The organism is Seonamhaeicola sp. ABD4_340, assembly GCF_056312135.1.
Genome location: NZ_CM149981.1, coordinates 3,397,804 through 3,424,627, shown reverse-complemented (window position 1 = coordinate 3,424,627; position 26,824 = coordinate 3,397,804). Strand labels below are relative to the sequence as shown.

Annotated in this window: 28 protein-coding genes, 1 other RNA gene and 1 pseudogene; 16 read left to right on the top strand and 14 right to left on the bottom strand. The window is 33.3% G+C overall.

The features are described from left to right. Positions 1-44: 44 nt before the first annotated feature. Genes ACYX4H_RS14845 through rlmD form a run of 3 tightly spaced genes read right to left on the bottom strand, consistent with a single transcriptional unit; the run spans position 45 to position 2,783 of the window. A complete protein-coding gene (locus tag ACYX4H_RS14845) occupies positions 45-773 on the bottom strand; it encodes a DUF6048 family protein (protein WP_476237044.1) in 729 nt (242 codons plus the stop codon). Then, complete coding sequence (locus tag ACYX4H_RS14840) at positions 739-1,284, bottom strand: DUF6452 family protein (RefSeq protein WP_475296588.1); 546 nt, start codon at positions 1,282-1,284, stop codon at positions 739-741. Before ACYX4H_RS14840 ends, ACYX4H_RS14845 begins: the two co-directional genes overlap by 35 nt. Positions 1,285-1,328: 44 nt before the next feature. Further along, the gene (rlmD, locus tag ACYX4H_RS14835) at positions 1,329-2,783 is read right to left on the bottom strand and encodes a 23S rRNA (uracil(1939)-C(5))-methyltransferase RlmD (protein ID WP_476237043.1); all 1,455 of its coding nucleotides are present in this window, start codon (positions 2,781-2,783) and stop codon (positions 1,329-1,331) included. 216 nt (positions 2,784-2,999) lie between these two features. Here rlmD and rocD point away from each other — a divergent pair, with 216 nt between their 5' ends. Both rocD and ACYX4H_RS14825 read left to right on the top strand, forming a co-directional pair. Then, positions 3,000-4,244, top strand: coding sequence for an ornithine--oxo-acid transaminase (gene rocD, locus ACYX4H_RS14830; protein WP_476237042.1), 1,245 nt, complete (start codon positions 3,000-3,002; stop codon positions 4,242-4,244). A gap of 3 nt (positions 4,245-4,247) precedes the next feature. Continuing rightward, entirely contained in the window at positions 4,248-4,694 is a 447-nt protein-coding gene (locus ACYX4H_RS14825) for a DUF5362 family protein (protein WP_476237041.1), read from the top strand. Between the two features lie 75 nt (positions 4,695-4,769). Here ACYX4H_RS14825 and ACYX4H_RS14820 read toward each other — a convergent pair whose 3' ends face one another. Genes ACYX4H_RS14820 through ACYX4H_RS14810 form a run of 3 tightly spaced genes read right to left on the bottom strand, consistent with a single transcriptional unit; the run spans position 4,770 to position 7,329 of the window. Further along, positions 4,770-5,099, bottom strand: coding sequence for a CCC motif membrane protein (locus ACYX4H_RS14820; protein ID WP_476237040.1), 330 nt, complete (start codon positions 5,097-5,099; stop codon positions 4,770-4,772). Between the two features lie 10 nt (positions 5,100-5,109). Further along, positions 5,110-5,391 carry a DUF2752 domain-containing protein gene (locus ACYX4H_RS14815; protein WP_476237039.1) on the bottom strand — a complete coding sequence of 94 codons (282 nt, stop codon included), beginning with the start codon at positions 5,389-5,391 and terminating at the stop codon, positions 5,110-5,112. A 51-nt stretch (positions 5,392-5,442) separates the two neighbouring features. Further along, a complete protein-coding gene (locus ACYX4H_RS14810; protein WP_476237038.1) occupies positions 5,443-7,329 on the bottom strand; it encodes a T9SS type A sorting domain-containing protein in 1,887 nt (628 codons plus the stop codon). 114 nt (positions 7,330-7,443) lie between these two features. Here ACYX4H_RS14810 and ACYX4H_RS14805 point away from each other — a divergent pair, with 114 nt between their 5' ends. Continuing rightward, entirely contained in the window at positions 7,444-7,632 is a 189-nt protein-coding gene (locus ACYX4H_RS14805) for a hypothetical protein (RefSeq protein WP_476237037.1), read from the top strand. Beyond that, positions 7,633-8,190 (top strand): Smr/MutS family protein, encoded by a 558-nt coding sequence (locus ACYX4H_RS14800; RefSeq protein WP_476237036.1) that lies wholly within the window; start codon positions 7,633-7,635, stop codon positions 8,188-8,190. It begins immediately after the preceding gene. On the opposite strand, the gene ACYX4H_RS14795 is transcribed toward ACYX4H_RS14800, so the two are convergent. Further along, the gene (locus ACYX4H_RS14795) at positions 8,187-9,194 is read right to left on the bottom strand and encodes a hypothetical protein (RefSeq protein WP_476237035.1); all 1,008 of its coding nucleotides are present in this window, start codon (positions 9,192-9,194) and stop codon (positions 8,187-8,189) included. The two genes, ACYX4H_RS14800 and ACYX4H_RS14795, sit on opposite strands and share 4 nt — an antisense overlap. A gap of 25 nt (positions 9,195-9,219) precedes the next feature. Between ACYX4H_RS14795 and ACYX4H_RS14790 the strand changes: the two genes are divergently transcribed. Both ACYX4H_RS14790 and ACYX4H_RS14785 read left to right on the top strand, forming a co-directional pair. Next, positions 9,220-10,362 (top strand): cysteine desulfurase family protein, encoded by a 1,143-nt coding sequence (locus ACYX4H_RS14790; RefSeq protein ID WP_476237034.1) that lies wholly within the window; start codon positions 9,220-9,222, stop codon positions 10,360-10,362. Between the two features lie 108 nt (positions 10,363-10,470). After that, the gene (locus ACYX4H_RS14785) at positions 10,471-11,919 is read left to right on the top strand and encodes a cell wall anchor protein (RefSeq protein ID WP_476237033.1); all 1,449 of its coding nucleotides are present in this window, start codon (positions 10,471-10,473) and stop codon (positions 11,917-11,919) included. 5 nt (positions 11,920-11,924) lie between these two features. Here the strand turns inward: ACYX4H_RS14785 and ACYX4H_RS14780 are convergent, their stop codons facing one another. Together ACYX4H_RS14780 and ACYX4H_RS14775 are read right to left on the bottom strand one after the other, a co-directional pair. Beyond that, on the bottom strand, positions 11,925-14,390 hold the full coding sequence (locus ACYX4H_RS14780) for a carboxypeptidase-like regulatory domain-containing protein (protein WP_476237032.1): 2,466 nt from the start codon (positions 14,388-14,390) through the stop codon (positions 11,925-11,927). A 13-nt stretch (positions 14,391-14,403) separates the two neighbouring features. Continuing rightward, positions 14,404-16,089, bottom strand: a complete 1,686-nt coding sequence (locus tag ACYX4H_RS14775) for a M23 family metallopeptidase (RefSeq protein ID WP_476237031.1) — start codon at positions 16,087-16,089, stop codon at positions 14,404-14,406. 178 nt (positions 16,090-16,267) lie between these two features. Between ACYX4H_RS14775 and ACYX4H_RS14770 the strand changes: the two genes are divergently transcribed. The 6 genes and pseudogenes from ACYX4H_RS14770 (at position 16,268) to ACYX4H_RS14745 (ending at position 19,361) form a co-directional block, all read left to right on the top strand. Next, positions 16,268-16,558 carry a hypothetical protein gene (locus ACYX4H_RS14770; RefSeq protein ID WP_476237030.1) on the top strand — a complete coding sequence of 97 codons (291 nt, stop codon included), beginning with the start codon at positions 16,268-16,270 and terminating at the stop codon, positions 16,556-16,558. Positions 16,559-16,573: 15 nt separating this feature from the next. Continuing rightward, a complete protein-coding gene (locus ACYX4H_RS14765; protein WP_475296573.1) occupies positions 16,574-16,867 on the top strand; it encodes a cell division protein ZapA in 294 nt (97 codons plus the stop codon). Between the two features lie 59 nt (positions 16,868-16,926). Beyond that, a non-coding RNA gene (gene ssrS, locus ACYX4H_RS14760) (6S RNA) lies at positions 16,927-17,056 on the top strand. A 57-nt stretch (positions 17,057-17,113) separates the two neighbouring features. Continuing rightward, positions 17,114-18,688, top strand: coding sequence for a ribonuclease Y (rny, locus tag ACYX4H_RS14755; RefSeq protein WP_476237029.1), 1,575 nt, complete (start codon positions 17,114-17,116; stop codon positions 18,686-18,688). 124 nt (positions 18,689-18,812) lie between these two features. Further along, on the top strand, positions 18,813-19,070 hold the full coding sequence (locus ACYX4H_RS14750) for a type II toxin-antitoxin system ParD family antitoxin (RefSeq protein WP_476237028.1): 258 nt from the start codon (positions 18,813-18,815) through the stop codon (positions 19,068-19,070). Then, a pseudogene (locus ACYX4H_RS14745) lies at positions 19,063-19,361 on the top strand (type II toxin-antitoxin system RelE/ParE family toxin). Before ACYX4H_RS14750 ends, ACYX4H_RS14745 begins: the two are co-directional and overlap by 8 nt. Positions 19,362-19,510: 149 nt before the next feature. On the opposite strand, the gene ACYX4H_RS14740 reads toward ACYX4H_RS14745, so the two are convergent. From ACYX4H_RS14740 to xerD, 3 genes are all read right to left on the bottom strand, one after another. Further along, entirely contained in the window at positions 19,511-19,828 is a 318-nt protein-coding gene (locus ACYX4H_RS14740; RefSeq protein WP_476237027.1) for a type II toxin-antitoxin system RelE/ParE family toxin, read from the bottom strand. Continuing rightward, positions 19,828-20,061, bottom strand: coding sequence for a hypothetical protein (locus ACYX4H_RS14735; protein WP_476237026.1), 234 nt, complete (start codon positions 20,059-20,061; stop codon positions 19,828-19,830). Before ACYX4H_RS14735 ends, ACYX4H_RS14740 begins: the two co-directional genes overlap by 1 nt. Positions 20,062-20,286: 225 nt before the next feature. Further along, positions 20,287-21,183 (bottom strand): site-specific tyrosine recombinase XerD, encoded by an 897-nt coding sequence (gene xerD, locus ACYX4H_RS14730; protein ID WP_476237025.1) that lies wholly within the window; start codon positions 21,181-21,183, stop codon positions 20,287-20,289. A 204-nt stretch (positions 21,184-21,387) separates the two neighbouring features. On the opposite strand from xerD, the gene ACYX4H_RS14725 reads away from it, so the two are divergent. The 3 genes from ACYX4H_RS14725 (at position 21,388) to aroQ (ending at position 23,103) form a co-directional block, all read left to right on the top strand. Beyond that, positions 21,388-21,933: an autotransporter outer membrane beta-barrel domain-containing protein gene (locus tag ACYX4H_RS14725; protein WP_476237023.1), complete on the top strand. Its 546-nt coding sequence runs from the start codon at positions 21,388-21,390 to the stop codon at positions 21,931-21,933. Between the two features lie 149 nt (positions 21,934-22,082). Then, complete coding sequence (locus tag ACYX4H_RS14720) at positions 22,083-22,607, top strand: porin family protein (RefSeq protein ID WP_475296567.1); 525 nt, start codon at positions 22,083-22,085, stop codon at positions 22,605-22,607. 79 nt (positions 22,608-22,686) lie between these two features. Further along, positions 22,687-23,103 (top strand): type II 3-dehydroquinate dehydratase, encoded by a 417-nt coding sequence (gene aroQ, locus ACYX4H_RS14715; protein WP_475296566.1) that lies wholly within the window; start codon positions 22,687-22,689, stop codon positions 23,101-23,103. Positions 23,104-23,379: 276 nt separating this feature from the next. Here aroQ and lpdA read toward each other — a convergent pair whose 3' ends face one another. After that, positions 23,380-24,756, bottom strand: coding sequence for a dihydrolipoyl dehydrogenase (gene lpdA / locus ACYX4H_RS14710; RefSeq protein WP_476237022.1), 1,377 nt, complete (start codon positions 24,754-24,756; stop codon positions 23,380-23,382). A gap of 105 nt (positions 24,757-24,861) precedes the next feature. On the opposite strand from lpdA, the gene ACYX4H_RS14705 reads away from it, so the two are divergent. Beyond that, complete coding sequence (locus ACYX4H_RS14705) at positions 24,862-26,154, top strand: NAD(P)/FAD-dependent oxidoreductase (RefSeq protein ID WP_476237021.1); 1,293 nt, start codon at positions 24,862-24,864, stop codon at positions 26,152-26,154. A 118-nt stretch (positions 26,155-26,272) separates the two neighbouring features. On the opposite strand, the gene ACYX4H_RS14700 is transcribed toward ACYX4H_RS14705, so the two are convergent. Next, the gene (locus tag ACYX4H_RS14700) at positions 26,273-26,824 is read right to left on the bottom strand and encodes a DUF1572 family protein (protein WP_476237019.1); all 552 of its coding nucleotides are present in this window, start codon (positions 26,822-26,824) and stop codon (positions 26,273-26,275) included.

The window sequence follows — 26,824 nt, the reverse complement described above, 5'->3', positions numbered from 1 at the left end:
TAATTTTTTAACTTAAAGTATAAGGTTGTGTAAAAGCTAAATATTTACTTTTTAGCCTTTTTATACAAAGGTATTCTATAGCCTAAAGTGTAGCTGTAACTGGTGCCTAAACCAGTACTATCATAGGTGCGGCCGTATCCAGGTATGTAAACGTTTTCAAAATTATCAGGATCAGTTTCACTAGCTAACATTTTTAACTGCACATTTAAACCCATGTAAAGGTTGTTAAATAATTCAACTTTCATACCTAAAATAAGTTCACCCCAAAATGCAGTTAAGCCACTAAATTCTTGGGTGTCTGTTGATGTTAATTGCGGATTCCAATATTGGTTAGTACTGTAAACCGAAAAGCTATTTAAATCGTGCGAAAAACTGCTGGCACCAACTCTAAAACCTGCATAAACCATATTATCCATATCTAGCCAGTTTTCATACATATTTAAATCTATACCGGCTTTAAAGTATGAGCCATTGGTTGTAATATCCATATAATCGGTAATGGTGTTTTTTTCTTCAAAACCAATTTCACCAGCTATATACATGTTTTTTTTCAGTCTAAAATCTGCCGCAACTTCAAAGCCTGTATAATCTTCATCTAAAAAAGAACGTATTAATTTACCAACATCGCCAGCAACTCTTAGCCCGTATTTTTGTTTAACTTTTAAAGAATCGGTAACGTTTACAATACTATCATTTTGGGCAAAGGTAGTGGTGCTAAACGCAATTATTAAAGCTATATTAGTGAAATAAGTTAAAATGTGTTGCGTTTTCATTTTCTACAGGTTGGTTATTAGTTAATTTTATGGGGTTGCCTAAAAGCCAGTTATTACCATCATCTGTTATTACCACTTCAACGTTGTTAAAAATGGTTTTATACCCACAGGCTCTAGATACATAAACTTCTTCGGTGGTATAGTTAATGGTAATGGTGTCTATGTTTCCTTCAATAAAATCATCACTACTATTATCTGGTGTACCATTATTGTTTATGGTAGCGTCTTTTATAAGGTTGTATTGGGTGGTGTTAGCATCGGTTTTTAAGGGTAAAATAAAATCATCGGCTGTTACAAATTCATAACCAGATAAAATAACGTCATTATCAACCCCAACAACAACTAAGTTAAACACATTTTTACGGTTTTCCTGATTTGTGAAATCATATAAATCTATAAGTAATGATGGGGTTGTTTGTGTGCTTTCCGGACAAATATCATCTCTTTCACAACTTATAAAAGCTACCGTGAAAATTACAAGGGGTAGTATTATTAATTTTAAATGTTTCATTAGTTTTTGCGTATACGTTTATACGTTTTGTTTATTGAAAATTGTTAGTGTTTTTCAAACAATACAACAGTTTCTATGTGTGCTGTATGCGGAAATTGATCTACTAAACTCAATTTTTTTATGGTGTAACCTTCGGCCATTAATTGCTCGGTATCTCGGGCTTGGGTGGCAGGGTTACAAGATACATAAACCAAACGTTCTGCATTTAGGTTTATTATTTTTTTAAGTGTTTTTGGTGCAATACCTGCACGCGCAGGGTCTAAAATAATAGTGCGTATTTTGTTTTTGTACTGCGGGTGTTCGGTGAGGAATTTACCAACATCGGCGGCGTAAAATTTCAAACCATCAATGCTATTTCTTTTGGCGTTTTCTTTAGCATCTTCAATTGCCGATGCCACAATATCCACACCAACAATTTTAGTGTTTTTACTTTTTGAAGCTAAAATTTGCCCAATGGTACCGGTGCCGCAAAACAAATCTAAAACCACTGTGTTATCAATGGCTTCTTTGTTTTCTAGTGCATAATCAATAACCTTACTGTATAGTTTTTCGGCACATTTTGGGTTGGTTTGAAAAAAACTTTTTATGCTAATTTCAAAATTTAAACCAAGTAGTTCTTCAACAATTTTATCTTCACCATAAATAAGTTTAATACTACCGGTGGTTGCAATGGTGCGGTCTCCAATTTCATCATTAATAGTGTGAAGAAAGCCAGCAACTCTATCTCCAAATAATTCTACCAAATAATTGGCAAATGTAGTTAGGTTAAATTTAGGCAAATCATATGATGTGGTTACCAAATTAAAAAGCAGTTTATTGGTTTTATATGATTTTCTAACAATAAAATACCTAAAAAAACCTTCTTTTCTTGGTGCGTGCCATGGCGCTAAACCTGTTTGTTGGCAGTAATTTCTAATGTGTTTTAGGTTGTTTTCAACCTGGGTATCAAATAAGCCACTATCGTTATTTAAATTTTCGGCACACCACCAAGTACCTCGTTTTTTAAAGCCTAATGTAAAAGCGTCAATATCGGTTTTTTCTGTTCTATCATATCCAATGGCAGAAAAGCCATATTCCATTTTATTTCTGTAATGAAAAGTGTTTGGTGAGCTTACAAATTCATCAAACAAACTTTCAATGTTGGGTACTTTACCAATGCGTTTAAAAAGCTCTAAAGTGCTGGTTTGTTTGTATTCATGTTGCTTTTCAATAGGCAAATAAATATAAGGCGCACCGGGTATATCTTGGTAGGGTATGGTGGTTTCGTTTTCGGCTCTAGTAATAACATCAAGCAATTTGCCTTCAGCATACTTTTTACTAGATTTTTTAATTTGCGTTTTAACCGTTTGCCCGGGTATGGTGTTGGGTACAAACACAACAAACTCGCCGTGTTCATTTCTTATACGTCCAATTCCTTTTCCGCCAAAGGCGTAATCTTCAATAAGCAGTTCAATTATTTCACCGCGTTTTACAAATTTGTTTCGTTCTCTTCTAGGCATGCTGCAAAAATAATAATAGCAACAAATAAAAGGTTATTTATTTAAATTAAAGTTGCTACCATTTTTACTAAAAAAATAGATAAACAAATAATATTTGTAACTTGCAGTACTTATCTAGGGATGATTTCTCTCCCACGCTGAATTTTCAGAATCTTTTCTGAAAGGATAAAGGTAGAGTAGGAATGGTTATTTTATTAACAATTAAAACTTTTTAAAATGGCTGTTTTACAAAAATTAACGTCACAGCAAGCAATTGAATTAGAAAAAACGTATGGCTCTAACACATACCACCCGTTACCTGTAGTATTAAGCAAAGGGGAAGGCGTATATGTTTGGGATGTAGATGGAAAACGTTATTACGATTTCCTATCGGCTTATTCTGCGGTAAACCAAGGACATTGCCACCCCAAAATTATTAATGCTATGGTTGAGCAAGCAAAAACCTTAACCCTAACTTCAAGAGCGTTTTACAATGATAAATTAGGTGTATACGAAAAGTATGCCTGTGAGTATTTTGGCTTTGATAAATTATTACCAATGAACTCTGGTGCCGAAGCCGTAGAAGCGGCTATGAAAGTATGCCGTAAATGGGCTTACGAGGTAAAAGGTATTGCTGAAAACCAAGCGCAAATTATAGTTTGCAAAAACAATTTTCATGGGCGTACTACTACCATTGTATCATTTTCAAGTGATAGTACCGCAAATAAAAACTTTGGTCCGTATGCCGATGCTTTTATTAATATTGAATATGATAATTTAGACGCATTAGAAGAAGCCTTAAAAAACAATAACAACATTGCAGGTTTTTTAGTGGAGCCTATACAAGGCGAAGCAGGTGTTTACGTACCTTCTGAGGGCTATTTAGCCAAAGCAAAAGCCTTGTGCGAAGCGCATAATGTATTATTTATTGCAGATGAAATTCAAACAGGTATTGCTAGAACAGGAAAACTTTTAGCCGTACACCACGAAAATGTACAACCCGATATTTTAATATTAGGAAAGGCCATAAGTGGTGGCGCTTACCCAATTAGTGCCGTGTTAGCCAACAATAATATTATGGATGTAATGACACCCGGAACACACGGAAGTACTTTTGGCGGAAACCCTTTGGCAGCCGTTATTGCTATTGCTGCTTTAGAGGTGGTTAAAGAAGAAAATCTAGCTGAAAATGCGCGTGTTTTAGGCGAACTTTTTAGAAGCGAAATGAACAAATACATTCAAACTAGTAATATAATTACCAAAGTGCGTGGTAAAGGATTATTAAATGCTGTTGTTGTAAATGATACTGAAGATAGTGACACTGCTTGGAACATGTGTTTAGCTTTAAGAGATAATGGCTTAATAGCAAAACCAACACACGGAAATATTATTAGGTTTGCACCACCATTAGTTATGAATAAAGAACAGTTGTTAGACTGTGTACGGATAATAACAAAAACATTTAAACAATTTGAAAATTAATTTATGGAAGAAACATCTGCTTTTGAAAGTTTTGAACTTGGTATTAATACAGAAATTAAAGACTATTTAACTGAAACCGCCAAATGGTCATCCTTTTTAGCAATACTAGGTTTTGTAGGCATTGGTTTTATGGTGCTTGGTGGTATAATAATGGGAATAACAGGCGCTGCTTCTAGTGGTTTGGCTTCAGCTTACGGGGCAGGTTATGCATCGGGTGTTGCGTTGTTTTATATTATTATTGCCGCTGTTTACTTTTTTCCTGTACTGTATTTGTTCAGATTTTCAAAAAGTATGAAAAGTGCTTTAAAACAAGAAAACAATAACGATTTTACTAAAGCGTTTTCAAGTTTAAAATCGCATTACAAGTTTTTAGGCATTTTTTCTATAGTGTTAATTTCACTGTATATTTTAATTATAATAGGAGTGGCCGTAGGCGCTTCATTATTTTAAAAAAAGAAAATAAAGTATAAAAAAAGCGACCGTTTTACTAAAAATGGTCGCTTTTTATTTATTTTAAAATTTGGGTTATTGTCCCATCAATTCTTGAAGTCTTTCTTGCATTAACTGTTGGTCTTGCATAGCTTCCCATCCAAATGTTGATACCATCCAAATAATTAATAATAAATATAAAGCACTTAAAATAATACCTATAATTGATAATATTTTACCAACTTTTACATTTTGAATGCCTGTATATTCATCAGGGTTTTCAGCATTAATTTTTGTTGCTTTACCAGCTAATACAATAGCAACTACACCAAGTATTATTCCTATACCGTAAAAGCAACAGCCAACAATTGATAGAATACCAAATACTAAAATAAGCGTTGCGTTAGGTAATTTTTTTTGTTCCATATGAAATGATTTATTGGTTAAAAAAAGTTTTTATTATAAAGCTACAAATAATAATTATAGCATTTACTATGGCTAAAATAGTATTAATTTTAGATAGTTGTTTGTTATTTTTAAAAGCATTTATTGTTACGAAAGTAAGTAGTAAAATAAGTGTGTAAATTGCTGGATACATGTAAAACGCTTGAGTAAATTCACCTTTAAGTATTAAAGATAAAGAGCGTTGCATACCACAACCAAAACATTCTACACCAAACAACTTTTTGTTTAAACAAGGAAGCATGTATTCTTCCATAAAGCAATAGCTTTTTAAAAATTTATGCTAATGTAATAAATTATAAACGTATTATTTTTGGTTGTTAATTACAATTTTTTGGGTTTTTGTAGTATTATTATCTGCAGTTACTTTTGCAACGTAAACGCCAGTGCTTAGGTTTTTTGTAGAAAACGAAAGTGTATTATTATTAGAGTTTATAGTTTTAAATAATACCTGTTTACCGTTAACATCAAACATGTTTAATGTTTTTAGCTTTAAACTATTGGGGTTGTTAATTACAACCTGGGCTTGAGCGTTATTTTGGTATATTTTAAAGTTTTTAAAAGTTTCTTCAGTAGTGTTTAAGGTGTTTTTAGCAAACGTAATTTCAAACCTGTCATTATAAACGCCTTCATTTAGAACGGTATTAAAACTACCGTCTTTAATATTGGTGTATGTGTTGGTTTCGTTATCAAACATATATACATCTACATCACTAGGTATGTTGTTAAGTTGATTTACGGTAACGCTAAAAGGCGTATTGTCTTGGTTGGTTTTAAAACCAAATTTTAATCTGGTGCTTTCAGAATAGTTAATAGATTTTATAGATAAATTTTTATCTTCAGAAATTAAATACGCATCACTACTTAAGGTGTTTGCATTTGAACCATCAAAACCTTTATTATAAGTATTATTATCTGGTGTGCCTTTTCTAAAAGCAATAACATTTTCTTTGTAAAACGCATTATTAACATGTGTGTGTAGTCTTATTTCAGGTATTATTGTAGGGTTATCAATAATCTTTTTATAATCTACACCATTATGAGACATGGGGTAATTTTTTGTTTGTGTGTTCTTGTCTGTGTTTTTACTGTTTTTTGCAAAAATAGAACCATCACCACCAGGTGTTGAGTCTTCTTCAAAATAAACACGCATAGCATTAGTAAATTCAGCATCACCACCAAGGCCTAATCCAGAAAGTGGGTCACTAGCTATTATAAAACCTTGCCCAATGGCAGCAAAACGTCTTTCGTTATTCCCGCTAAAATCAGTTGTATTTAAGGTAGTAGTTCCATTTGTTGTACCATCGCCATTATAGTTTTCAAAAGGAGCCACAGTGTATGAGCCATTATCTGCAAGAACAGCTAAATCACCAGGTGTATAAACACCGTAACCACCTTCATAATCTGCTAAATAATGCGAGTTTTTTGGTTTTTGTTCCCAGAAATAAATTTCATTTAAAAGGATAGCTTGATTGGTTACTGATTCTACAAAAAACAATTTTAAATCTAGTGCAGAAGGGTATGGGTTACCTGTTAACGTTTGTGCACTATTTGGTATTCCTGAAGGTTGATCATCAACACCATCAAACCTACAGCTTACTAAAATAGTTCCGTTATTAGGGCGACCTCTAAAATCTAAAACATTATCAGTATTAGGGCTTCCTTTTAAAGTAAAACCATAACCTGTTTCAATATCGCCGGTATCAAATTCTTGCTGCCAACTGTAGTAACCTTCGCCATCTCGCATGCTGTAAATCCAATAGTTTGCTAGTTCTGTAGCAGTGCCTTCATAACTGGTTGTATATGCGTAAGGTACTGAAGCTACATTGCTAACATCAGTGTCATCATCTGGGTCGTGTATGTTGGTACCGTTAAAATCTACGTTTTGGTTTGAAGTATTATCACTAACACCAACTGGAGAGCACCAAAAGTTGTATTCATATACATTGGTGGTTTGGTTTTGGTAAACTGAAATTTCACCTGCATCAGAGTTTTTTATATCAACATCTTGTACTAACTGCGCATCGCCTCTTAAGTAAAAATTGGAAGTGGCAGACTCTAACCTAATGTCATTAGTTACAAAAACGGGCACGTTAAGTGCGTATAATTCAGTATTGTTGCCAACGTATAAATCTTGTGCAAAAACGTTATAAAAACAAGCTAGTAAGCTTAATATTAAAGTAATATGTTTCATAATTTGGGGTAAATGAATAGTACTAAAGTACAATTTTTTTTGTAAAATTGAAAATAGCTGCTTATTGTTTACACTTTTTACACGTATTCATTATAATTTTGTTAAAAATTTAAAATGAAATATCTAAACTATATACTCATAATTTTAGGCGCCATAGTGGCGTTATATGCCAACAGCAGTAAAACGCAAAATGTGTTTGTTCTTATAATTGGCATTGTTATGCTTATGTTAGGTGTTTACAGGGTTTCTGCAACCATACCTAGCAAAAAAGATAAAGATGAATTTGATAATACTAATGATTAAATGAGTTTTAAAAAGGGCGATACAGTTGCGGTTTTAGATGAAAATTTATCGGGTATTGTTACAAATATTGCGGGTACAACAATTACTATTGAAACTGAAGATGGTTTTTTATTAAATTTTGAAGCCAATGCTTTGGTTAAAGAAGATGTTTCAGCATTAAAAAAATCTGTTTTCTCACACAAAAGCTTAAATGCCGTAGTTTCTGAAAAAGAAGAAAAAAAACGACATAAACAACCAAAAGTAAAGGCTAAAGAACGTTTTCAGCCAACCATGGAAGTAGATTTGCATATACATCAGTTAGTGAAAAACGTTAAAGGCATGAGTAATCACGAGATGTTAACGCTACAACTTGATACGGCAAAAAGACAATTAGAATTTGCTATAAATAAACGCATACAAAAAGTTGTTTTTATACACGGTGTGGGCGCAGGTGTTTTAAAACTTGAATTAGAATACCTTTTTGGACGCTATAATAATATAAAGTTTTATGATGCCAATTACCAAAAATACGGTTTAGGCGCTACCGAAGTTTACATTTACCAAAACCTAGCACCTTAATTAAAAGCAGGCGTTAAAGTTTCAGTTTTTGATGTTTTGCTATCACCGGTTAAATTACCAAAAAACAACGCGTCTTGTGTTAGGTTTGTAAGGTCTAAATTTAAAATAGTGGCCGTAACCAAAAATGCTTTCGTATAACTGTGTTGTCTGTAAGCTGTAGCAGGTAATACATCACTAACATCAGGGTTTAAATAATCTGGTCCAACAGCTTCATTGGTTTGGTCGTTTTCAGGGTTTTGGTCTTGTACACCTTTTTCTTCGTCTCTTGTTAATGTACCATCACCATCATCATCATTGTCTAAATAATCGGGTATGCCATCGCCATCAGTGTCTTGCGCATCGCTTAAATCGCCATCGCCATTAGGGTCTGGGTTTTCATTAGCGGTTGGCACATTATCACCATCATCATCAAAATCAATATAATCGGGTATACCATCACCGTCAGTATCTTGCGCATCATCAAAAATACCATCGCCGTTTGGGTCTGGGTTTTCAAGTTCTGTAGGCACGCCATCGTTATCATCTTCAGTTAAAACAGTTCTAAAAAATACAGAACAAGCACTTTCATCATCATTTGTAATTTCAATGTCAGCGGGCGGAACGTCGTTACAAAATAAATCGCCACCAGAAATTGAGGCATTACTGTAAGTTCTGTAGTTAAAAGTACCGGTTTTAGTTTCTTCAAAGGTATTATCATCGCCTACATTTAGCATAGCATCTACGGTGTAATTGCTAATGAATACTGAAAGAGATTCAGATGGGTCATTCTTAGTTTTATAAAGCACAATGCCACTAACGCCATTACAAGCCTGAAAAGTGTCTTCAAAATCAAGACTTACGGTAATAACATCACCATCATCACATGAATAAATAGTGGTTAAACACAATGAAAATAAAACTAAAAATACGTGGCGCATAGGTGTTAATTTTACAGCAAAAATAATAGAATTGTTATTTATAACGTATGTTATTGAAAATAATTTTATTTCAAGTATTTTTGCCACCTAAAACGCTTCAATTGTATTACAAATGAAAACTGTGTATTTTGATAACGCTGCTACAACAAAACTACGCGATGAAGTAGTAACCTCTATGGCAACAGTTATGCAAAATAACTACGGAAACCCATCATCTTCATACAGTTTGGGCAGAGCCTCAAAGGTTTTAATAGAAAAGGCTAGAAAAACCATTGCCACTATTTTTAATGTTTCTGAAGGTGAAATTATTTTTACTTCGGGCGGTACAGAAGCCGATAATTTAATATTGAAAAGTGCTGTAAATAGCTTACATGTTACTCATATTATTTCAACAAAAATAGAGCATCATGCGGTTTTAAATACCTTGTTGAATTTAGAAGAAACAGCAAATATAAAATTGACATTTTTAGATGTTGATACACGCGGAAACATAAGTTTTGAAGCCTTAGAAAAGGCCTTAAAAACAGAGGCAGAGACTCTGGTAAGCCTCATGTACATTAACAATGAAATTGGTAATGTTTTAGATGTTGTACGTGTAGCCAACTTGTGTAAGCAATATGGTGCTTTGTTTCATAGTGATGCGGTACAAGCAATAGGGCATTACAATATAAATTTACAGGATATTGCTGTAGATTTTTTAGCGGCATCGGCACATAAATTTCATGGCCCTAAAGGTGTAGGTTTTGCTTTTATACGTAAAAATACGGGCTTAAAACCAGTAATAACTGGTGGCGAACAAGAACGCGGTTTAAGAGCAGGCACCGAGAGTGTGCACAATATTGTGGGTATGGAAACCGCCATTAAAATGGCTTACAATAATATTGAAACTGAAAGGGTATATATTACATCAATTAAACAGTATTTTATTGATAAAATTTCAGAGGAAATACCTCAAGTAACATTTAACGGACTTTCCGGAAACATAAAAACAAGCGCATACAATTTAGTGAATGTTTGCTTGCCACTGCCACCCGAAAATACGGCTATGATTTTATTTCAGTTAGATTTAAAAGGTATTGCTTGCTCAAGGGGTAGTGCCTGCCAAAGTGGTAGCACAAAAGCATCACATGTTTTGGCCGAAATTTTAAATAGTAATGATGTTAAAAAACCGTCTTTACGCTTTTCATTTAGTAGCTATAATACCAAAGAAGAAGTGGATTATGTTATTAAAACCCTTAAAACTTTTATTAAATAAGTGTTTTTTTCTGTTTTTTTTACTTTTTTTTTGTTTTTGTAGGTTGGTTTTGTAATTTTATCATATAAGTCTCTCACATTTTATTTACCCAAATCTAAATTTAATTGTATGAGAGTCTACAATATTTATTTTTCTTTCCTAATTTTATTAGCATTACAATGGCATGTGCACGCCCAAGTTGGTATTGGTACAGTAACACCTAATCCTACTTCAATTCTAGATGTTGAATCTACCACGCAAGGTATGTTAACGCCAAGAATGACTACGGTACAAAGAAATGCTATAACAACACCTGCACAAGGGCTTTTAGTGTTTGATACAGATGAAAATTTGTTTTATTATTATAGCGGATCTGCATGGTTACCGCTTTCAAACCAACAAAGAGATAATTATAAATTAGTAAAAAGCGCCGCCGATTTAGCTGATGAACTTGCAGCTGGTGGTGGTACCGAATACTTATTAACAACTGATACGCTTTACGAAATAAATGGTACCATAACTTTAGCAGCACCAATTAATTTAAATAGTGCATACATAAGTGGAGAAGATACTAACGAAGATGTTCTTGTAGGTGCAGGTGGCACTTTATTCGCAGGAAGCGCAGGTGGTTCAATAAGAAATTTAACGCTTATGGCGCCTGGAGGCACTGTATTTAACTTAGCAGGTACAGGGGCAGAAAATTTAATATTAAGAGATAGTTTTATTGTAAATTCTAATAGCGTTGGTACTATTTCAGATTTTAACCTAGTATTTAAAAGTATTTTACAATACGTAAATAATACTGCTGGTATTACATATACAGATATTCATCAGTTATTATTAAATTCTGAAGGTTGGGATGGTTCAAATGGTGGTACATACCAAACTATGACGGGCGATTTTGAAGTTATTGCCAAACAAGGTGGTTTTACTCAGGTTACAGGAACTAACGTAGGTTTTGATGTTACAGGTATTACATCACTTAGTGGCGGCGGAACTTTAGCAGCTGTGGCCTTTTATGGTGGCGGTAATTATATAAATGGCCCATCACCTTACACAGGTTATAGTTTTACCAGAGACTGGGATGTGAATTGCCCAGGAATACCTGTTGAAACTGATGGTGTTGCTGGTGGGAATTTTTATTATGATGGCGTGGTAACTACTGGGTTTACTCAAGCTATACCTAGTGCCCAAACATTACCTGTTTTAGTGGAAGGTAATGGAACCTTTACTTCTAATAACTTATTTAGATTTACAAGTAATGTTACAGAGAATAGGTTAATTTATGATGGTATTAAACAACGACAGTTTCAAATAAATGCATCAATGTCAATTAGGGTAACAAATGCTGCAAATGATTTTTATGCCTTTTTTGTTGCAAAAAATGGTACAATAATTACCGAATCTCGTTCTATAGTATTAATAACTACAGATAGCCAAATACAATCGGTATCTTTAAATGCAAATACTCAGCTTTCTAGAAATGATTATATAGAGATATATGTGCAACGACTTACTGGAAACTTCGGAGGGAATGATACATTAGCAGTATTTTCTGAAAACTTAAGTGTAAAATAATATAATTAAAACTTCATAGTAGTTCTTACATTAAATACTCGTGGTGTTAAGTAGTTTGGTATGGCGTATTGGCGTTTGCTATATACATCTCTAACCCAAGTGTTTGTAATAGAGTTTTGCACATCAAAAATATTAAATATTTCAAAACCTAAAGAGAGATCTTTAAATGGTTTCTTCCAACCGCTGTTAAATTGTTTTTTAGCATCAACCAATACCAATTGTAAGCCAAAGTCGGCTCTTTTGTAATCTGGTAGTCTGTTTTGGTACACATAAGGGTCTGCATAACTAGGTGAGCCACCCGGAACGCCCGTATTATAAACCAAATTTAAATACATTTTTAAATGTGGCATATTTGGCACATAATCTTGAAACAAGGCAGCAAATTTTAAACGTTGGTCTGTTGGTCTAGCAATATAGCCTTGGTTTTCAATGTTTTCTTCGGTTTTTAAGTAGCCAAAACTAAACCAAGATTCGGTACCAGGTACAAATTCACCATTCAAACGCATATCTAAACCATAAGCATAGGCTTTGGCGCTGTTATTGGCTCTGTAGCGTATACGTACGTTTTCAATGGTGTATGGGTTTACTTGGGTTAAATGTTTATAATATACTTCTGAAGTTAATTTAAAAGGGCGGTTCCACATTTTAAAACTATAATCATTACCTAAAACCACGTGCATAGATTTTTGAGCTTTAACATGTGGTTGTACAGTGCCTGTGGCATCACGTAATGCTCGGTAAAACGGTGGTTGATAGTATAAACCCGCAGCTGCCCTAAAAAGCATGTCTTTTTTCCAGTGTGGTTTAATGGCAAATTGCGCTCTGGGGCTAAAAACCGTTTGGTTTGATGTACTAATTCCGGTACCGCTAACAGACCAGTTGTGAGCTCTAATACCAGCGTTGTACCAAACATCACTACGGCCTATATTAGAACGTTTGCTCCATTGTAAATAAGCTTGAAACCTATTTATTTGGGTGCTGTTTGTTGCTCTAACATTAGAAAAAGGCTCTAAAGGGCCTGTGTAGGCGTTGTAGGGTTGTTCGTTTATAGGTATAGTTTTTGGTGGACGAATAGAAAACCCAGCAGAGTCAATAACTTCCCATTCAACCAAGCGGTCTCTAATGTCTTCATGTGTGTATTTAACAGACCATTCAAAGCGGTTATCGTTCAGTTTAAAATCGCCTTTGTGTTCAATATTCGTTATTAAAGCATCCAAATCATTTCTACCATGATTTAATTGGCTTCCAATACCTTCGCTAAATTCAACTTCACCCAAATCTTCTTCGCCAATATTGGTATTTACTTCGCCTAAGCGGTATTGGGCTAAAATATCAAAATACTCTTCTTCGGTTGTATGATATGTTGAAGCAATAAGCTTTAGGGTTAAATCATCATTCACAAAATACGAACCTTTAAAAGCGCCAAAATAGGTTTGGTATTGGTCTTTCTCTTGTCCTTCATAAAACACCAAAAGTGCTATGGGATCACTTAAAGTACCAAAATTGGTTTGCCGTGTTTGGGGCTGGTAGTTATATTTGTTTATAGAAGCATTTCCTAAAAAACTTAAATGAAATTTACTAGTGAATTTATAGGTGAAGTAGGCCTGTAAATCGGCAAAAGTAGGGGTAAAGTTGGTTTCTGTTTCCTTGGCGTTTACAAACAAACTGTTGTCTCTGTAGCGTGCGCCAACAATACTTGTGAATTTTGAATCTTTACTAACATCTTCATAAGATACACTACCGCCCAAAAGACTTAAATTGGCATTAATTTCAAACTGAAAAGGTGTTTTGTAGGTAATGTCTAATACCGAGGAAAGCTTATCGCCATATTTAGCTTGAAAACCACCTGCCGAAAACTCTACATTTTGTACCAAATTAGAGTTTACAAAGCTTAAACCTTCTTGTTGCCCAGAGCGTATTAAAAAAGGTCTATACACTTCAATATCATTTACATACACAAGGTTTTCATCAAAATTACCACCTCTAACGGCGTATTGTGTACTTAACTCATTGTTGTTATTAACCCCAGGAAGCGACATTAATAAGTTTTCAACACCAGCATTTGCTCCAGGGATTTTTCTAATAGTTTCTGGTTGAAGCGTTATAATACCTTCAACATCTTTTCGTTTTTTAGAGCTAACAACTACGGTTGCAATTTGCTCTACAGCTGTTTTTATAACGGGGTTAAACTCAAAAGTTTCGCCGTTTTTTAGGTTGAATGTAGCTATTACTTTCTTATAAGAAATGTGCGTAAAACTAACAGTTACCTTAGTGCTTGCAGCAATATTTAACTTGTAAAACCCATTGCTGTTTGTTTGTGTACCATTGCCATTATTTGTTGTAATGTTTACACCTTCAATAGGGGTGTTGTTGTCATTTAAAATAACACCTTTTAAGGTTGCCGTTTGCGAAAAACTAAGGCTTGTAATTAAAAAAAATACCGTTACTAAAAAAAGATGTTTTGATTTCAATGGTGGTTAAAGTTTATTTTCTGTAAAACAACGTTTCAAAAGTAGAATTATTTCCAACATTATCAGTAACAATTACTTTTAAATTGTTTTTAGTGTCTGTTACAACGCCATCACTAAAACTATGTGTTAGTGTTTTTGTTTTATAATCATACTCCATTAAAATCCATTTTCCGTTTACAGTGGCTCTGTAGTTTGAAATACCAGAACCTGCATCATCAATTTTAATTTTTAGGTAATGGTAATTACTTATCCATTGTTTATTTTTAAAATTAACGGCCCTAATGGTAGGTGGCGTAGTATCTGTAGCTAAGGCATACGTACCTAAAGTTTTGGTTCTTGCGGTTAACGTGTTTTCTGTTCGCTTTGTAGATGTGTATGCAGGGTATTGCTTGCTGCCCACTAAGCGTGCAATGTAAAGTTTGCTTTTGTCGGTGGTGTTGTAATGGCTAATATTATAGGTAATATTAAAATATGTTTTTGCAGCTATAACATCTTTATGGAGTTTAAGTGTGTCATTGCGTAATTCAAAATCTAAATAAAAATCATCATAAAATGTATCTTTATAAAAATCTACAGATACCATACCTTCTTTTAAATTAGTAGTTTGGTTGGCTTTTATATAATAAGGTGTTGTTTTGGTTTCGGCAGGTTTTGCTGTTGGGCTTTTTTCACCTTTAATATTTAGTGTAACCCATGTTTCATTGTTTTTAAAATCGGCAATTCTAATTTTATAAACCGCGTAGGCACTATCTTTTATGTGTAAAACACCATTATTTACAACCGATTTAAAAATACTTAACGGATTATTTTTTTTGAATAATTTTTGAATGCGCTGCCTTTTAGTAGCATAATGTTCATAATCTATAAGCTCATTGATGTGTTTGGTTTCTGCAAAAGAAAAGCGTTTAAAATCTAGCTCAAAATTTCTGTTACCATTAAAAAAGGTTTGAATATTGTAAACACCATTTGAGTTTGGCGCGTAATTTTGCCTATCATTAGTTTCAATACCAATACCAATATTACCAACAGCATGAATGTTTTCAACAGTATAATCGCCATTTTTTAAAGGTATTAGGCGTAGTTTTTGCTTTTCATTACTGTTATTAATAAAAGCATTTTTATCTAAAGGGTAAGCGTAAACAGATTTTACGTAAGGCCCAGAAGTATCGGCAATATCAATACCAAAAAGCATGGGATTTATTGGGCGCTCAAGGTTATCTCTAATTTCATAATGCAAATGTGGGCCACCTGAACCGCCCGAATTGCCGCTGTAGGCAATTAAACTGTCTTTTTTAACAAGTAATGCTTCGGCACTAGGAAATAATTCAATTTCATAAGATTCTTTTTTGTACTGTTGCTTTTTTACATAAGCTTCAATTGCCGGCGAAAACTTTTGCAAATGCGCATAAACAGTTGTATAGCCGTTAGGGTGTGTAATATAAAGTGCTTTACCGTAGCCGTAATGTGATACTTTTATACGACTAACATAACCACTAGCCGAAGCTTTTACTTTTAACCCAACACGTTGCTGTGTTTTTATGTCTATACCAGAATGAAAATGGTTAGAACGTAACTCTGCAAATGTACCCGATAGTATTAAAGGTATTTCTAGCGGGTTGCTAAAATAATCTTGCGGATACGGGTTTTGCGCAACAACAAAACTTGGAAAAATAAATAGGGCAATTAGTAAAAATCTCATAAAAAAGTACTTGTAGCTAAAATATTAAATTGAAGTTAAAACGCAAAGGTAAAACAAAAATCAAGCCACAGTTTTAACTAAAATACCCTTAAAAGACGATTTTAAAATTTTATTGAAAAACAATTGTAATTTATAGCAAGGTGTATTAACTTTGTGAGATAAGTATTGATTTTTGTAAATGAGTAATATTGAAGATATTGTAGATTCTTTAGAGAATAAAACTAGCAAGGTATTACACAAATTAGAGCTTTTAAAACAAGCTAACGCTAAATTAACTGAAGAATTAAACGCTTCAAAAACAAAAATTGAAAACCAAAAAGTGTTATTAACACAGTGGGAAGAAAAATATCACGCGCTTAAAATGGCAAATTCAATACTTGGTAGTGACAATAATAAAAGAGAAACTAAGCTTAAAATAAACGCATTAATTAGAGATTTAGACTATTGTATAGCCCAATTATCAGATTAATGTAACATAAAATCAATGTCAGAAAAGCTTAAAATACGCCTTTCTATAGCTAATAGAGTATATCCTTTAACTATAGAACCAAGCCAAGAAGAAGGCTTGAGAAGAGCCGCTAAAAACATTGATTATATGATAAAACAGTTTGAGCAAAGTTATTCTGTTAGAGATAAACAAGATGTATTAGCCATGTGTGCTTTACAATTTGCATCTCAAGTTGAACAGAAATCTATAGATAAAAATAATGTGAATGAACATGTTGAAGATAAGCTAAAAGCTTTAGATACATTATTAAGTTCATATTTAAACTCTTAATCACGTTCTTTAAAATAAACTAAAAGTTACTGCCTACATTAGTTATTATTTTTTGATAAACTCAACGTTAATTCTTTAAAAAGGGTGAGTTTAAGTTGTAAAAGCAGGCCACTAGTACTAAACGTGTTTTAGTATCTTGGGTGGATCCTTGATCAGCTTGTTAGCCCTAAACTTGTTTTTAAGGAGTTTATACAAAACTTTCAACTGATGTAGGCTTTTTTTATACATATAAACAACTAATTAATAATGGATAACGCAATCATATTTGCAATAGGAGGAATAGTTTTAGGCTTAGCTATTGGCTTTATTATAGCTAAAGTTTTAGAAAAAAATAAAGCATCAAAAATAATTAAAGAGGCCCAAAAAAGTGCTGGTTTGGTTCTAAAAGAAGCCAAAAGTGAAGGCGAAAGCATTAAAAAAGACAAAATATTACAGGCCAAAGAAAAATTTATTGAGCTAAAGGCAGAGCATGAAAAAGTAATTTTGTCTAGAGACAAGAAAATGGCCGAAGCCGAAAAAAGAACTAGAGATAAAGAATCTCAAGTATCTAGCGAGCTTTCAAAAAACAAAAAATTAAGTCAGAGTTTAGAAGACAAAATAAAAGATTACAACCACAGACTTGATGTACTTGATAAAAAACAAGAAGAGTTAGACCGCCTTCACAAAAGCCAAGTGCAGCAACTTGAAGTTATTTCAAGTTTATCTGCAGAAGAAGCTAAAGAACAATTAGTAGAATCTTTAAAAGGTGAAGCTAAAAACGATGCAATGGCATTTATACAAAGTGCTCTAGAAGAAGCTAAATTAACGGCAGAACAAGAGGCTAAAAAAGTTATTATAAATACCATACAACGCATAGGTACTGAAGAAGCAGTTGATAACTGTGTGTCTGTTTTCAATATAGAATCTGATGATGTTAAAGGACGCATTATTGGTAGAGAAGGTAGAAATATTAGAGCTATTGAAGCCGCCACAGGTGTTGAAATTATTGTAGATGATACACCAGAAGCAATTATTTTATCTTGTTTTGATTCTGTAAGAAGAGAAGTGGCACGTTTATCATTACACCGTTTAGTAACAGACGGCCGTATACATCCTGCAAGAATTGAAGAAGTTGTTAGAAAAACAAGAAAGCAAATAGACCAAGAAATTATTGAAGTTGGTAAACGCACCGTTATAGATTTAGGTATTCATAACCTAAACCCAGAGTTAATTAAAATGGTAGGGCGCATGAAATACCGCTCTTCATACGGGCAAAACTTATTACAACACTCGCGTGAAGTAGCCAAACTTTGTGGCGTAATGGCTGCCGAATTAGGTTTAAACCCTAAACTAGCCAAACGTGCTGGTTTATTACATGATATTGGTAAAGTGCCAGATGCTGAAGCTGATATGGAAACACCACATGCCATTTTAGGTATGCAATGGGCCGAAAAATTTGGTGAAAAACCAGATGTTTGCAACGCCATTGGAGCTCACCACGATGAAATAGAAATGAAATCATTATTAGCACCAATTATTCAGGTGTGTGATGCTATTTCAGGTGCTCGCCCAGGAGCGCGCCGTCAGGTTTTAGATAGTTATATTCAACGTTTAAAAGATTTAGAAGATATTGCTTTTGGTTTTAGCGGTGTTAAAAAAGCCTATGCCATTCAAGCAGGTAGAGAGTTACGTGTAATTGTTGAAAGTGAAAAAGTGAATGATGATAAAGCAGCAGATTTATCGTTTAATATTTCACAAAAAATACAAACAGACATGACATATCCTGGGCAGGTTAAAGTAACTGTTATTAGAGAAACAAGAGCCGTAAATATTGCTAAGTAATTAGTTTTGTTAAAAGTTAAAAGTTAAAAGTTAAAAGTTAAAAGTTGGTTTCGCTATATGTTATAGTTAGGTGTAATTTAGAAATATTACCAATTTTTGGTGTTTTTGAGTAAATATTTGAGTTATGAGTAAAAACACATCAATATCACTCGGTAATGGTAATTATTTTGACCAATTTGTAAGTAGCCAAGTTTCAGCTGGAAGATATAAAAATGTAAGTGAAGTCATTAGAGCTGGTCTTCGACTTTTAGAAAACGAAGAAAGTAAAGTCATTGCTCTGAGAAATGCAATCCAAGAAGGAATTGACAGTGGAATTGCACACGATTTTGACCCAGAAAAACATCTTCAGGAATTAAAAGCTAGACATAAGAATAATGGCTAAATATGAACTGACTAACAAGGCGGTTGAAGATTTAACTGGAATTTGGGAGTACACTATTGAAAAGTGGTATGAACAACAAGCTGACAGATATTATAACTTGCTTTTAGATACTTGCCAAGACATTGCTAATAACCCTGATTTAGGAAAAAATTACGAGGGAATAACCAATGACTTATTCGGACTTAAAACAAGCAGACATATCATTTTTACCTAAACCGAATTAACCTACCGATTGAAATTACTAGAATTTTACACGGACAAATGGATTTAAAAAATAGAATAACCGAATAAAAAAACTACACCCAACGGTCTCGTATAAGATTAGTTGCGTGGTTTAAGCAACTGATTTAGCAAATAAAAACTGAATAGAAAATCCGCGAGGATTTTCGTAAGTAGGCTAGAATCAAGAAATTAATTTTATACATTGTTGGCAACTGGCTTTATTTTGTTCGTTTCATTTTCGGTGGATATTGCCGAGTATCAAAAACATCAGCAATTTTTATAAATCCGTTTTGTTCATCAACAGAATATATTACTTTGTAGTTTTTGAAAACCAAATAACGATATTGAATTTCTCTATCTTTAAGTAATTCTTCTTCTTGTCCAATGAAAGACGCTTTGATTAATTTTTCCGATTCTTTAATTATTCTAGTTACAATTTTAGTAGCAACTTTTAAACTAGCTTTTTTTTCGTAATATTCATAAATTTCGTCAAGTTGAGTTTCCGCAAAGTCAGACCAAATAATTTTAAAATTCATTATTCGTATTTGGCTAAAAGTTCAGAACTTGTTTTAAATCGATTATTTTTGAAATCCGATTCTGATTTGTCAATTCGTATGTTTAACTCATCAATACTCATAGGCTTAAACAGCCTTTCGTCAGAAGTGTCTTTTTCCTTTTTCAATATTTTCTCAAGCTTGGAAATTGCTTCCTCGCTTTGAAGTTTTAGGAATTCTTGAATAAATTCTAATTTTCTAGCTTCTATATTCATTTCGAGTTTCTTTTAATCAAAGATACTAAATTATCAAATTCAATCAATATCTTTCTTGTTTTAACGAGTTTTTCAGCTTGTTGCCAACAATGGCTATAAGTAATTGCTTGGTCTCGCGCACTTCTGAAAATCCGTGAGGATTTTCAATTATAAGTTTTTACTTAATGAATTTATTGTTGAATTCAAGTAAAACTAATAGCCGAAGCCGTTTCAAACAACTAACAACTATTTTCTAGGATGATACGTTTCAACTACTTTGGCTAAATGGCTTTTGTCTACATGCACATAAATTTCGGTAGTGGTAATGCTTTCATGCCCAAGCATAAGTTGTATTGAACGTAAATCGGCATCATTTTGAAGTAAATGTGTAGCAAAAGAATGCCTAAACGTGTGGGGAGAAATATTCTTTTTTAAACCTATTTTTTCAGCTAACTGCTTCACAATAGTAAATACCATAGCTCTGGTGAGTTGTTTACCACGCCTGTTTAAAAATAAAGTGTCTTCAAAACCGGGTTTAATAGCTAAGTGGTTTCTAACCTGGTTTTTATAGATGTTAATATAATGTTGTGTGGTTTCAACAATGGGTACAAAACGCTGTTTATCACCTTTACCAGTAACTTTTATAAAACCTTCATCAAAAAATAAATCTGATAATTTTAAATTAACAAGTTCGCTTACACGCAAGCCGCAACCGTAAAGGGTTTCAAGCATTGCGCGATTGCGTTCGCCTTCGGGTTTACTTAAATCTATGGCCGTAATTATGCTATCAATTTCTTCTTCAGTAAGTGTATCGGGTAATTTTCTGCCTATTTTAGGTGCTTCAATAAGTTCTAAAGGGTTGTCATTTCTGTAATCTTCAAATACCAAGTACCCAAAAAAGCTGCGTAAACCAGAAATAATTCTAGATTGCGAACGCGCATTAACGTGTTTAGCAATGGTATAAATAAATTGTTTTATAATGTCTGAAGAAATAGCAATAGGCGATATCGTAATAGCATTATCTTCTAAAAATGTAATTAATTTTTGTACATCTCTAGCATAATTTTCAATAGAATTGGCCGATAAACCACGTTCTATTTTTAAGTACAATTTATAATCGGTTAAAGCGTTATTCCATTTCATATTTGTAAAAATACTTAAAATAACGCTATTATTTATTGAAATTATTTTCTTTCATAAGTGTATGAAATTTAACGTTTTAGTATAGGTGAAATGTTGATTTTTATCGTTAAAATGCGTTTTTATTCTGATTAACGGTAAAATTAATTTGGTTAAGTCAAAATTTAGATTTACGTTTGCTGCAACTAATCTTTAAATTATTTAAAAATGAAAAAAATTTTATTAATGGCTGCTTTTGCAGTTTTTGGATTCACTATGAATGCACAAGATAGTGACAATGGTGGACAAACATCAAAAGGTAAATGGTTAATTGAAGCTAATACAGGATTTTCGGCTGGAGGAGAAGTAGGTTTATTTCAGCATACAGCTAATACAGGTTTTGGTTTAGTGTCTGTTGATGGAACTACAATTTGGTCTGTTGGAACTGAAGGAGGATATTTTGTAGCAGATGATTTAGCTGTAAAATTAGGTTTAGGTTACACAGATTATGATGGAGATTCAGTTTTCTCTTATAAATTAGGAGCTAAATATTATATTAATAGCCAAATACCTGTTCAGATTGATCTAAACGGAGCTAGCATTAAGGATTTTGATGAGAACCCTTTATGGTTAGGTATTCAAGGTGGATATGCTTTCTTTTTAGGACAAAATGTAAGTATTGAACCAGGTTTACGTTATAGCCACTCAATGAATGAAGATTTTACAGATGAAGGTTTATTTGAAGTTAGAGTTGGATTTGCTTTACATTTTTAAAAAAAGTAAAACATAATATATTATAAAGGAAGCTTTTCAGCTTCCTTTTTTTTTAAGTAATATTCTAATAACAAAATCATAATACAAAGCCAAAACTTTAAAATAGTAATTATCTTACTTTTGTAGATGCTAATTAAAAATAATCTATAATGAAAAAAACTATTTTTACAGTTTTAGTAGCTGTAGTATTCACAGTGTCTATGCAAGCACAAGAACCTGTTTTTGGAGTAAAAGCTGGTTTGAATTTTTCAAAGTTTGGACAAGATGCCGATGCAGACGGTAGAACATCCTTTCATATTGGTGCTATAGCAGATTTTAATATTAATGAGACATTTGCAATTCAACCTGAAGTTCTTTTTTCTGGTGAAGGGTCTGAAGATTTAGAAGCAAACTTTATTAGAATTTTAGGAATAGCCAAATATTACGCAGCAGAAGGTTTAAGTTTAGAAGCTGGACCACAATTTGGTGTGAGAATATCTGCAGATTCTGGAATTGAAGATGCTACTAAAAGTTTTGACTTTGGTTTAGCATTAGGTGCTGGTTATGAACTAGCAGATTTACCATTGTTTTTTAACCTAAGATATAATTTAGGAATTGCTAATTTATCTGAGTTTGATGATTTTGATACAAATTTGGGTACTGTGCAATTAAGTGTTGGCTACAAGTTTCAATAAAGAAATTATAAAATTAATACTTAAAAGGAAGCTGAAAAGCTTCCTTTTTTTATGCTTCATTTTTAAATATATTTACGGCATGAAAAAACTTATAATTATAAACGGACCCAACCTTAACTTGTTAGGTAAACGTGAACCAGAAATATACGGCAGTTTAACTTTTGAAGATTATTTTAAAACCTTAAAAACCAAATACCCAAATGTTAATTTAGAGTATTACCAAACAAATGTAGAGGGTGAGTTAATTAATAAACTTCACGAGGTTGGTTTTAGTTATGATGGTGTAGTTTTAAATGCAGGTGCATATACACATACATCAATTGGTATTGGAGATGCTATAAAAGGTATTGAAACACCGGTTGTTGAAGTGCATATATCTAATACGTTTGGCAGAGAGGCATTTAGGCATCAATCATACATTTCACCGCATGCTAAAGGTGTTATTTTAGGTTTTGGTTTACAAAGTTATGAGCTGGCTATTAGTAGCTTTTTGTAAAAACATTGTATTGGTTGTGACTTGTTTGATTTATTAGGGTCTTAAATACATACCAAATCATTAATAGTAAATTATGCAAATAAACCTACTTGTTTGTGTGCTTATTTGTTTTGTGTGTTTTTTAGGGTTTCTTCTGTTTAAATCTACAAAAGCATTATCAAAACAAAAAGAACAATATAAAGACCTAAAAAGTAAGAATAAGGAAGAAGAAAAAAGCGAATAGAAATACGCTTTCTATCCGCTTTTTATTATGTTGATTTTTAAAAATCGTTTGTTTTATAAATGAATTACTTCATCATAAGCATCGGCAACAGCTTCCATAACAGCTTCACTCATTGTTGGGTGTGGGTGAATTGCTTTTAAAACTTCATGCCCTGTGGTTTCAAGTTTTCTTGCTACAACAGCCTCGGCAATCATATCGGTAACACCAGCACCAATCATGTGGCAACCTAACCATTCGCCATATTTAGCATCAAAAATTACTTTTACAAAACCTTCGTAATTTCCACCAGCTTTAGCTTTTCCAGAAGCTGAAAATGGAAATTTACCAACTTTAATATCTAAACCTTTTTCTTTGGCTTGTTTTTCGGTTAAACCAACGCTGGCAATTTCAGGCGTACAATAAGTACAACCAGGAACATTACCATAATCAATAGGTTCAACGTGCATATCTGCTAATTTTTCAACACATAAAATACCTTCGGCAGATGCTACGTGTGCTAATGCTTGCCCAGGTGTTACATCGCCAATGGCGTAATAACCTGGTATGTTAGTTTGGTAAAAATCGTTTACTAAAATTTTATCTCTATCTACAACAATACCAACATCTTCTAAGCCAATGTTTTCAATGTTACTTTTAATACCTACGGCACTTAAAATAACATCAGCTTCTAAAATTTCTTCGCCTTTTTTAGTTTTTACAGTAGCTTTAACACCTTTGCCAGAAGTGTCTACGCTAGTAACTTCGGCAGATGTCATTACTTTAATGCCATTCTTTTTAAATGAGCGTTCTAGTTGTTTAGATACATCTTCATCTTCAACAGGTACAATATTTGGTAAATATTCTACAATAGTAACTTCAGTACCAATAGAATTGTAGAAATAAGCAAATTCAACACCAATAGCACCAGAGCCAACTACTACTAACTTTTTGGGTTGTTTTTTTAATGTCATAGCTTCTCTATAGCCAATTACTTTTTCACCATCTTGTGGTAAACTTGGTAACTCTCTAGAGCGCGCACCAGTGGCAATAATAATATTATCGGCACTGTATTCGGTACCATCAACATCAATTTTTTTACCAGGTTTTAGTTTTCCAAAACCTTCAATAATGTCAATTTTATTTTTTTTCATTAAAAATTGCACACCTTTACTCATACTATCTGCAACGCCACGGCTACGTTTAACTACAGCATCAAAGTCATGTTCAGCATCTTTAACTTTTAAGCCATAATCTTCAGCATGCTTAAGGTATTCAAAAACTTGAGCAGATTTTAAAAGGGCTTTTGTTGGAATACACCCCCAGTTTAAGCATATGCCACCAAGTTCGCTTTTTTCAACAATAGCTGTTTTAAAACCTAATTGTGATGCTCTAATGGCTGCAACATACCCTCCAGGACCACTTCCAAGAACTATAATATCGTATTTACTCATGTGTTAAATTTTAGGCTACGAATTTACAAAATGCTTTTTGAATAAAGAATTTAGAGCATTATAAATTTGTATCTTTTACTACATTTGCACACCAAGTGTTATTATATGAATATTCCTAGAACAAGTTATCCAAGGGTAATTATTATTGGTGGTGGTTTTGCAGGCGTAGCTTTAGCTAAAAAATTATCAAAACAAGAAGTACAAGTTGTATTGTTAGATAAACATAACTACCATACTTTTCAACCTTTATTATATCAGGTATCAACCGGTGGCTTAGAGCCTGATTCTATTGCGTACCCTATTAGAAAAGTATTGCAAGATTTTCCAAATTTTTATTTTAGGTTGGCAAATGTGGAATATATTGATACCACCTGCAATACCGTAAAAACCAATATTGGCAATTTAAAATTTGATTATCTTGTAATAGCATCAGGATCTGCAACTAATTATTTTGGTAATACTGAAATTGAAAAGCACAGTATGGCCATGAAAACCATACCACAATCATTAAATTTACGCAGTTTAATTCTAGAAAATTTTGAAGATGCGCTATTAACCTCCGATTTAAACGAGCGCAACGCCTTAATGAATTTTGTAATAGTAGGTGGTGGGCCAACAGGCGTTGAACTTGCAGGTGCATTAGCCGAAATAAAAAAAGGCATTTTACCCAAAGATTACCCCGATTTAGATACCCGTTTAGCACAAATACACATCATACAATCTGGCGACAGAATTTTAAAAGGCATGAGCAACAAAGCCTCAGCCAAAGCCGAAGATTTTCTTGAAAAACTAGGTGTTAACATCTGGAAAAACGTACGCGTAACCAATTATGATGGTAAAACCGTTACCACTAATACAGATTTAACGTTTGAAACCCAAACCCTAGTATGGGCAGCCGGCGTAAAAGGGGCAACCATAAACGGATTAGATAGCGCAGATTTTGTAACACGCGGCAACCGCATTGCCGTAAACCAATACAACCAAGTAAAAGCTTTTGAGCATATTTTTGCCATAGGAGATATTGCCTGTATGAAAACCGATGATTTCCCAAACGGCTTACCCATGATGGCGCAACCTGCCATACAACAGGGCGAACAATTAGGCAATAATTTATTAAACCTAATTGAAACAAAACCCATGAAACCCTTTACATATAAAGATAAAGGCTCTATGGCAACCATTGGCCGAAATAAAGCCGTAGTAGATTTAAAAAAGTACAAATTTCAAGGCGTATTTGCATGGTATGTTTGGATGTTTGTGCACCTTTTCTTTTTAATAGGTTTTAGAAACCGCATGGTGGTATTTGTAAACTGGGTTTATAATTACATCCGTTTTGATAGAGAAGCCCGCCTTATAATTAGGCCCTTTAAAAGCATACACAGAGTAGAAGAAGAATAACAATTTTTTGAGCAAGTTGCCTTAGGGCAAACAGGCTTTCGGCAGTCGCTTCCCGTAACCGGGAGAGCTCCAACAAATGCCTCAATCCTTCTTGCGGGTGCTACTCAGTAAAAGTATTTTACACATCATCAGTAAAATGTTTTTTGGTTTTTTTCTTACTAAATTTTTCTAAGTTATACACATTAGAACCACCTTTTGGTATAGATAAACTTTGCCAATGTTCACCTTTAAAAAGTTTACCTATAAATACAATTTGCCCAACATGGTATGCGTAATGTGCCAATTGCCGGTTAATAGCTTCAGTAACCGTATGCCCCTGATTTCTAATATAAATGATGTGTTCTAAATTAGTTTCATTAAGCGCTTTAACAGCTTCAAACAAGCAATTCCAACCCTTATCCCATTCAGTAATTAGTTCTTTTTTAGAGGTATAAGTATTTTCAAACTCAGTATCACGGTAGCGCCATGCTTTTTCACCATCTTCAGTTAAAAAGTTAGTCCAACGGCTCAACATATTGCCAACCATGTGCTTAACGATAACAGTAATTGCATTAATATCAATGGCTAAGGCATGCTGTAATTCATCAAACGTTAATTGTTCAAAGGTTTTATCACCTAAACTTTTGTAGTATTCAAATTGTTTTATAACACTAGGTAAGTAACTTTTCAT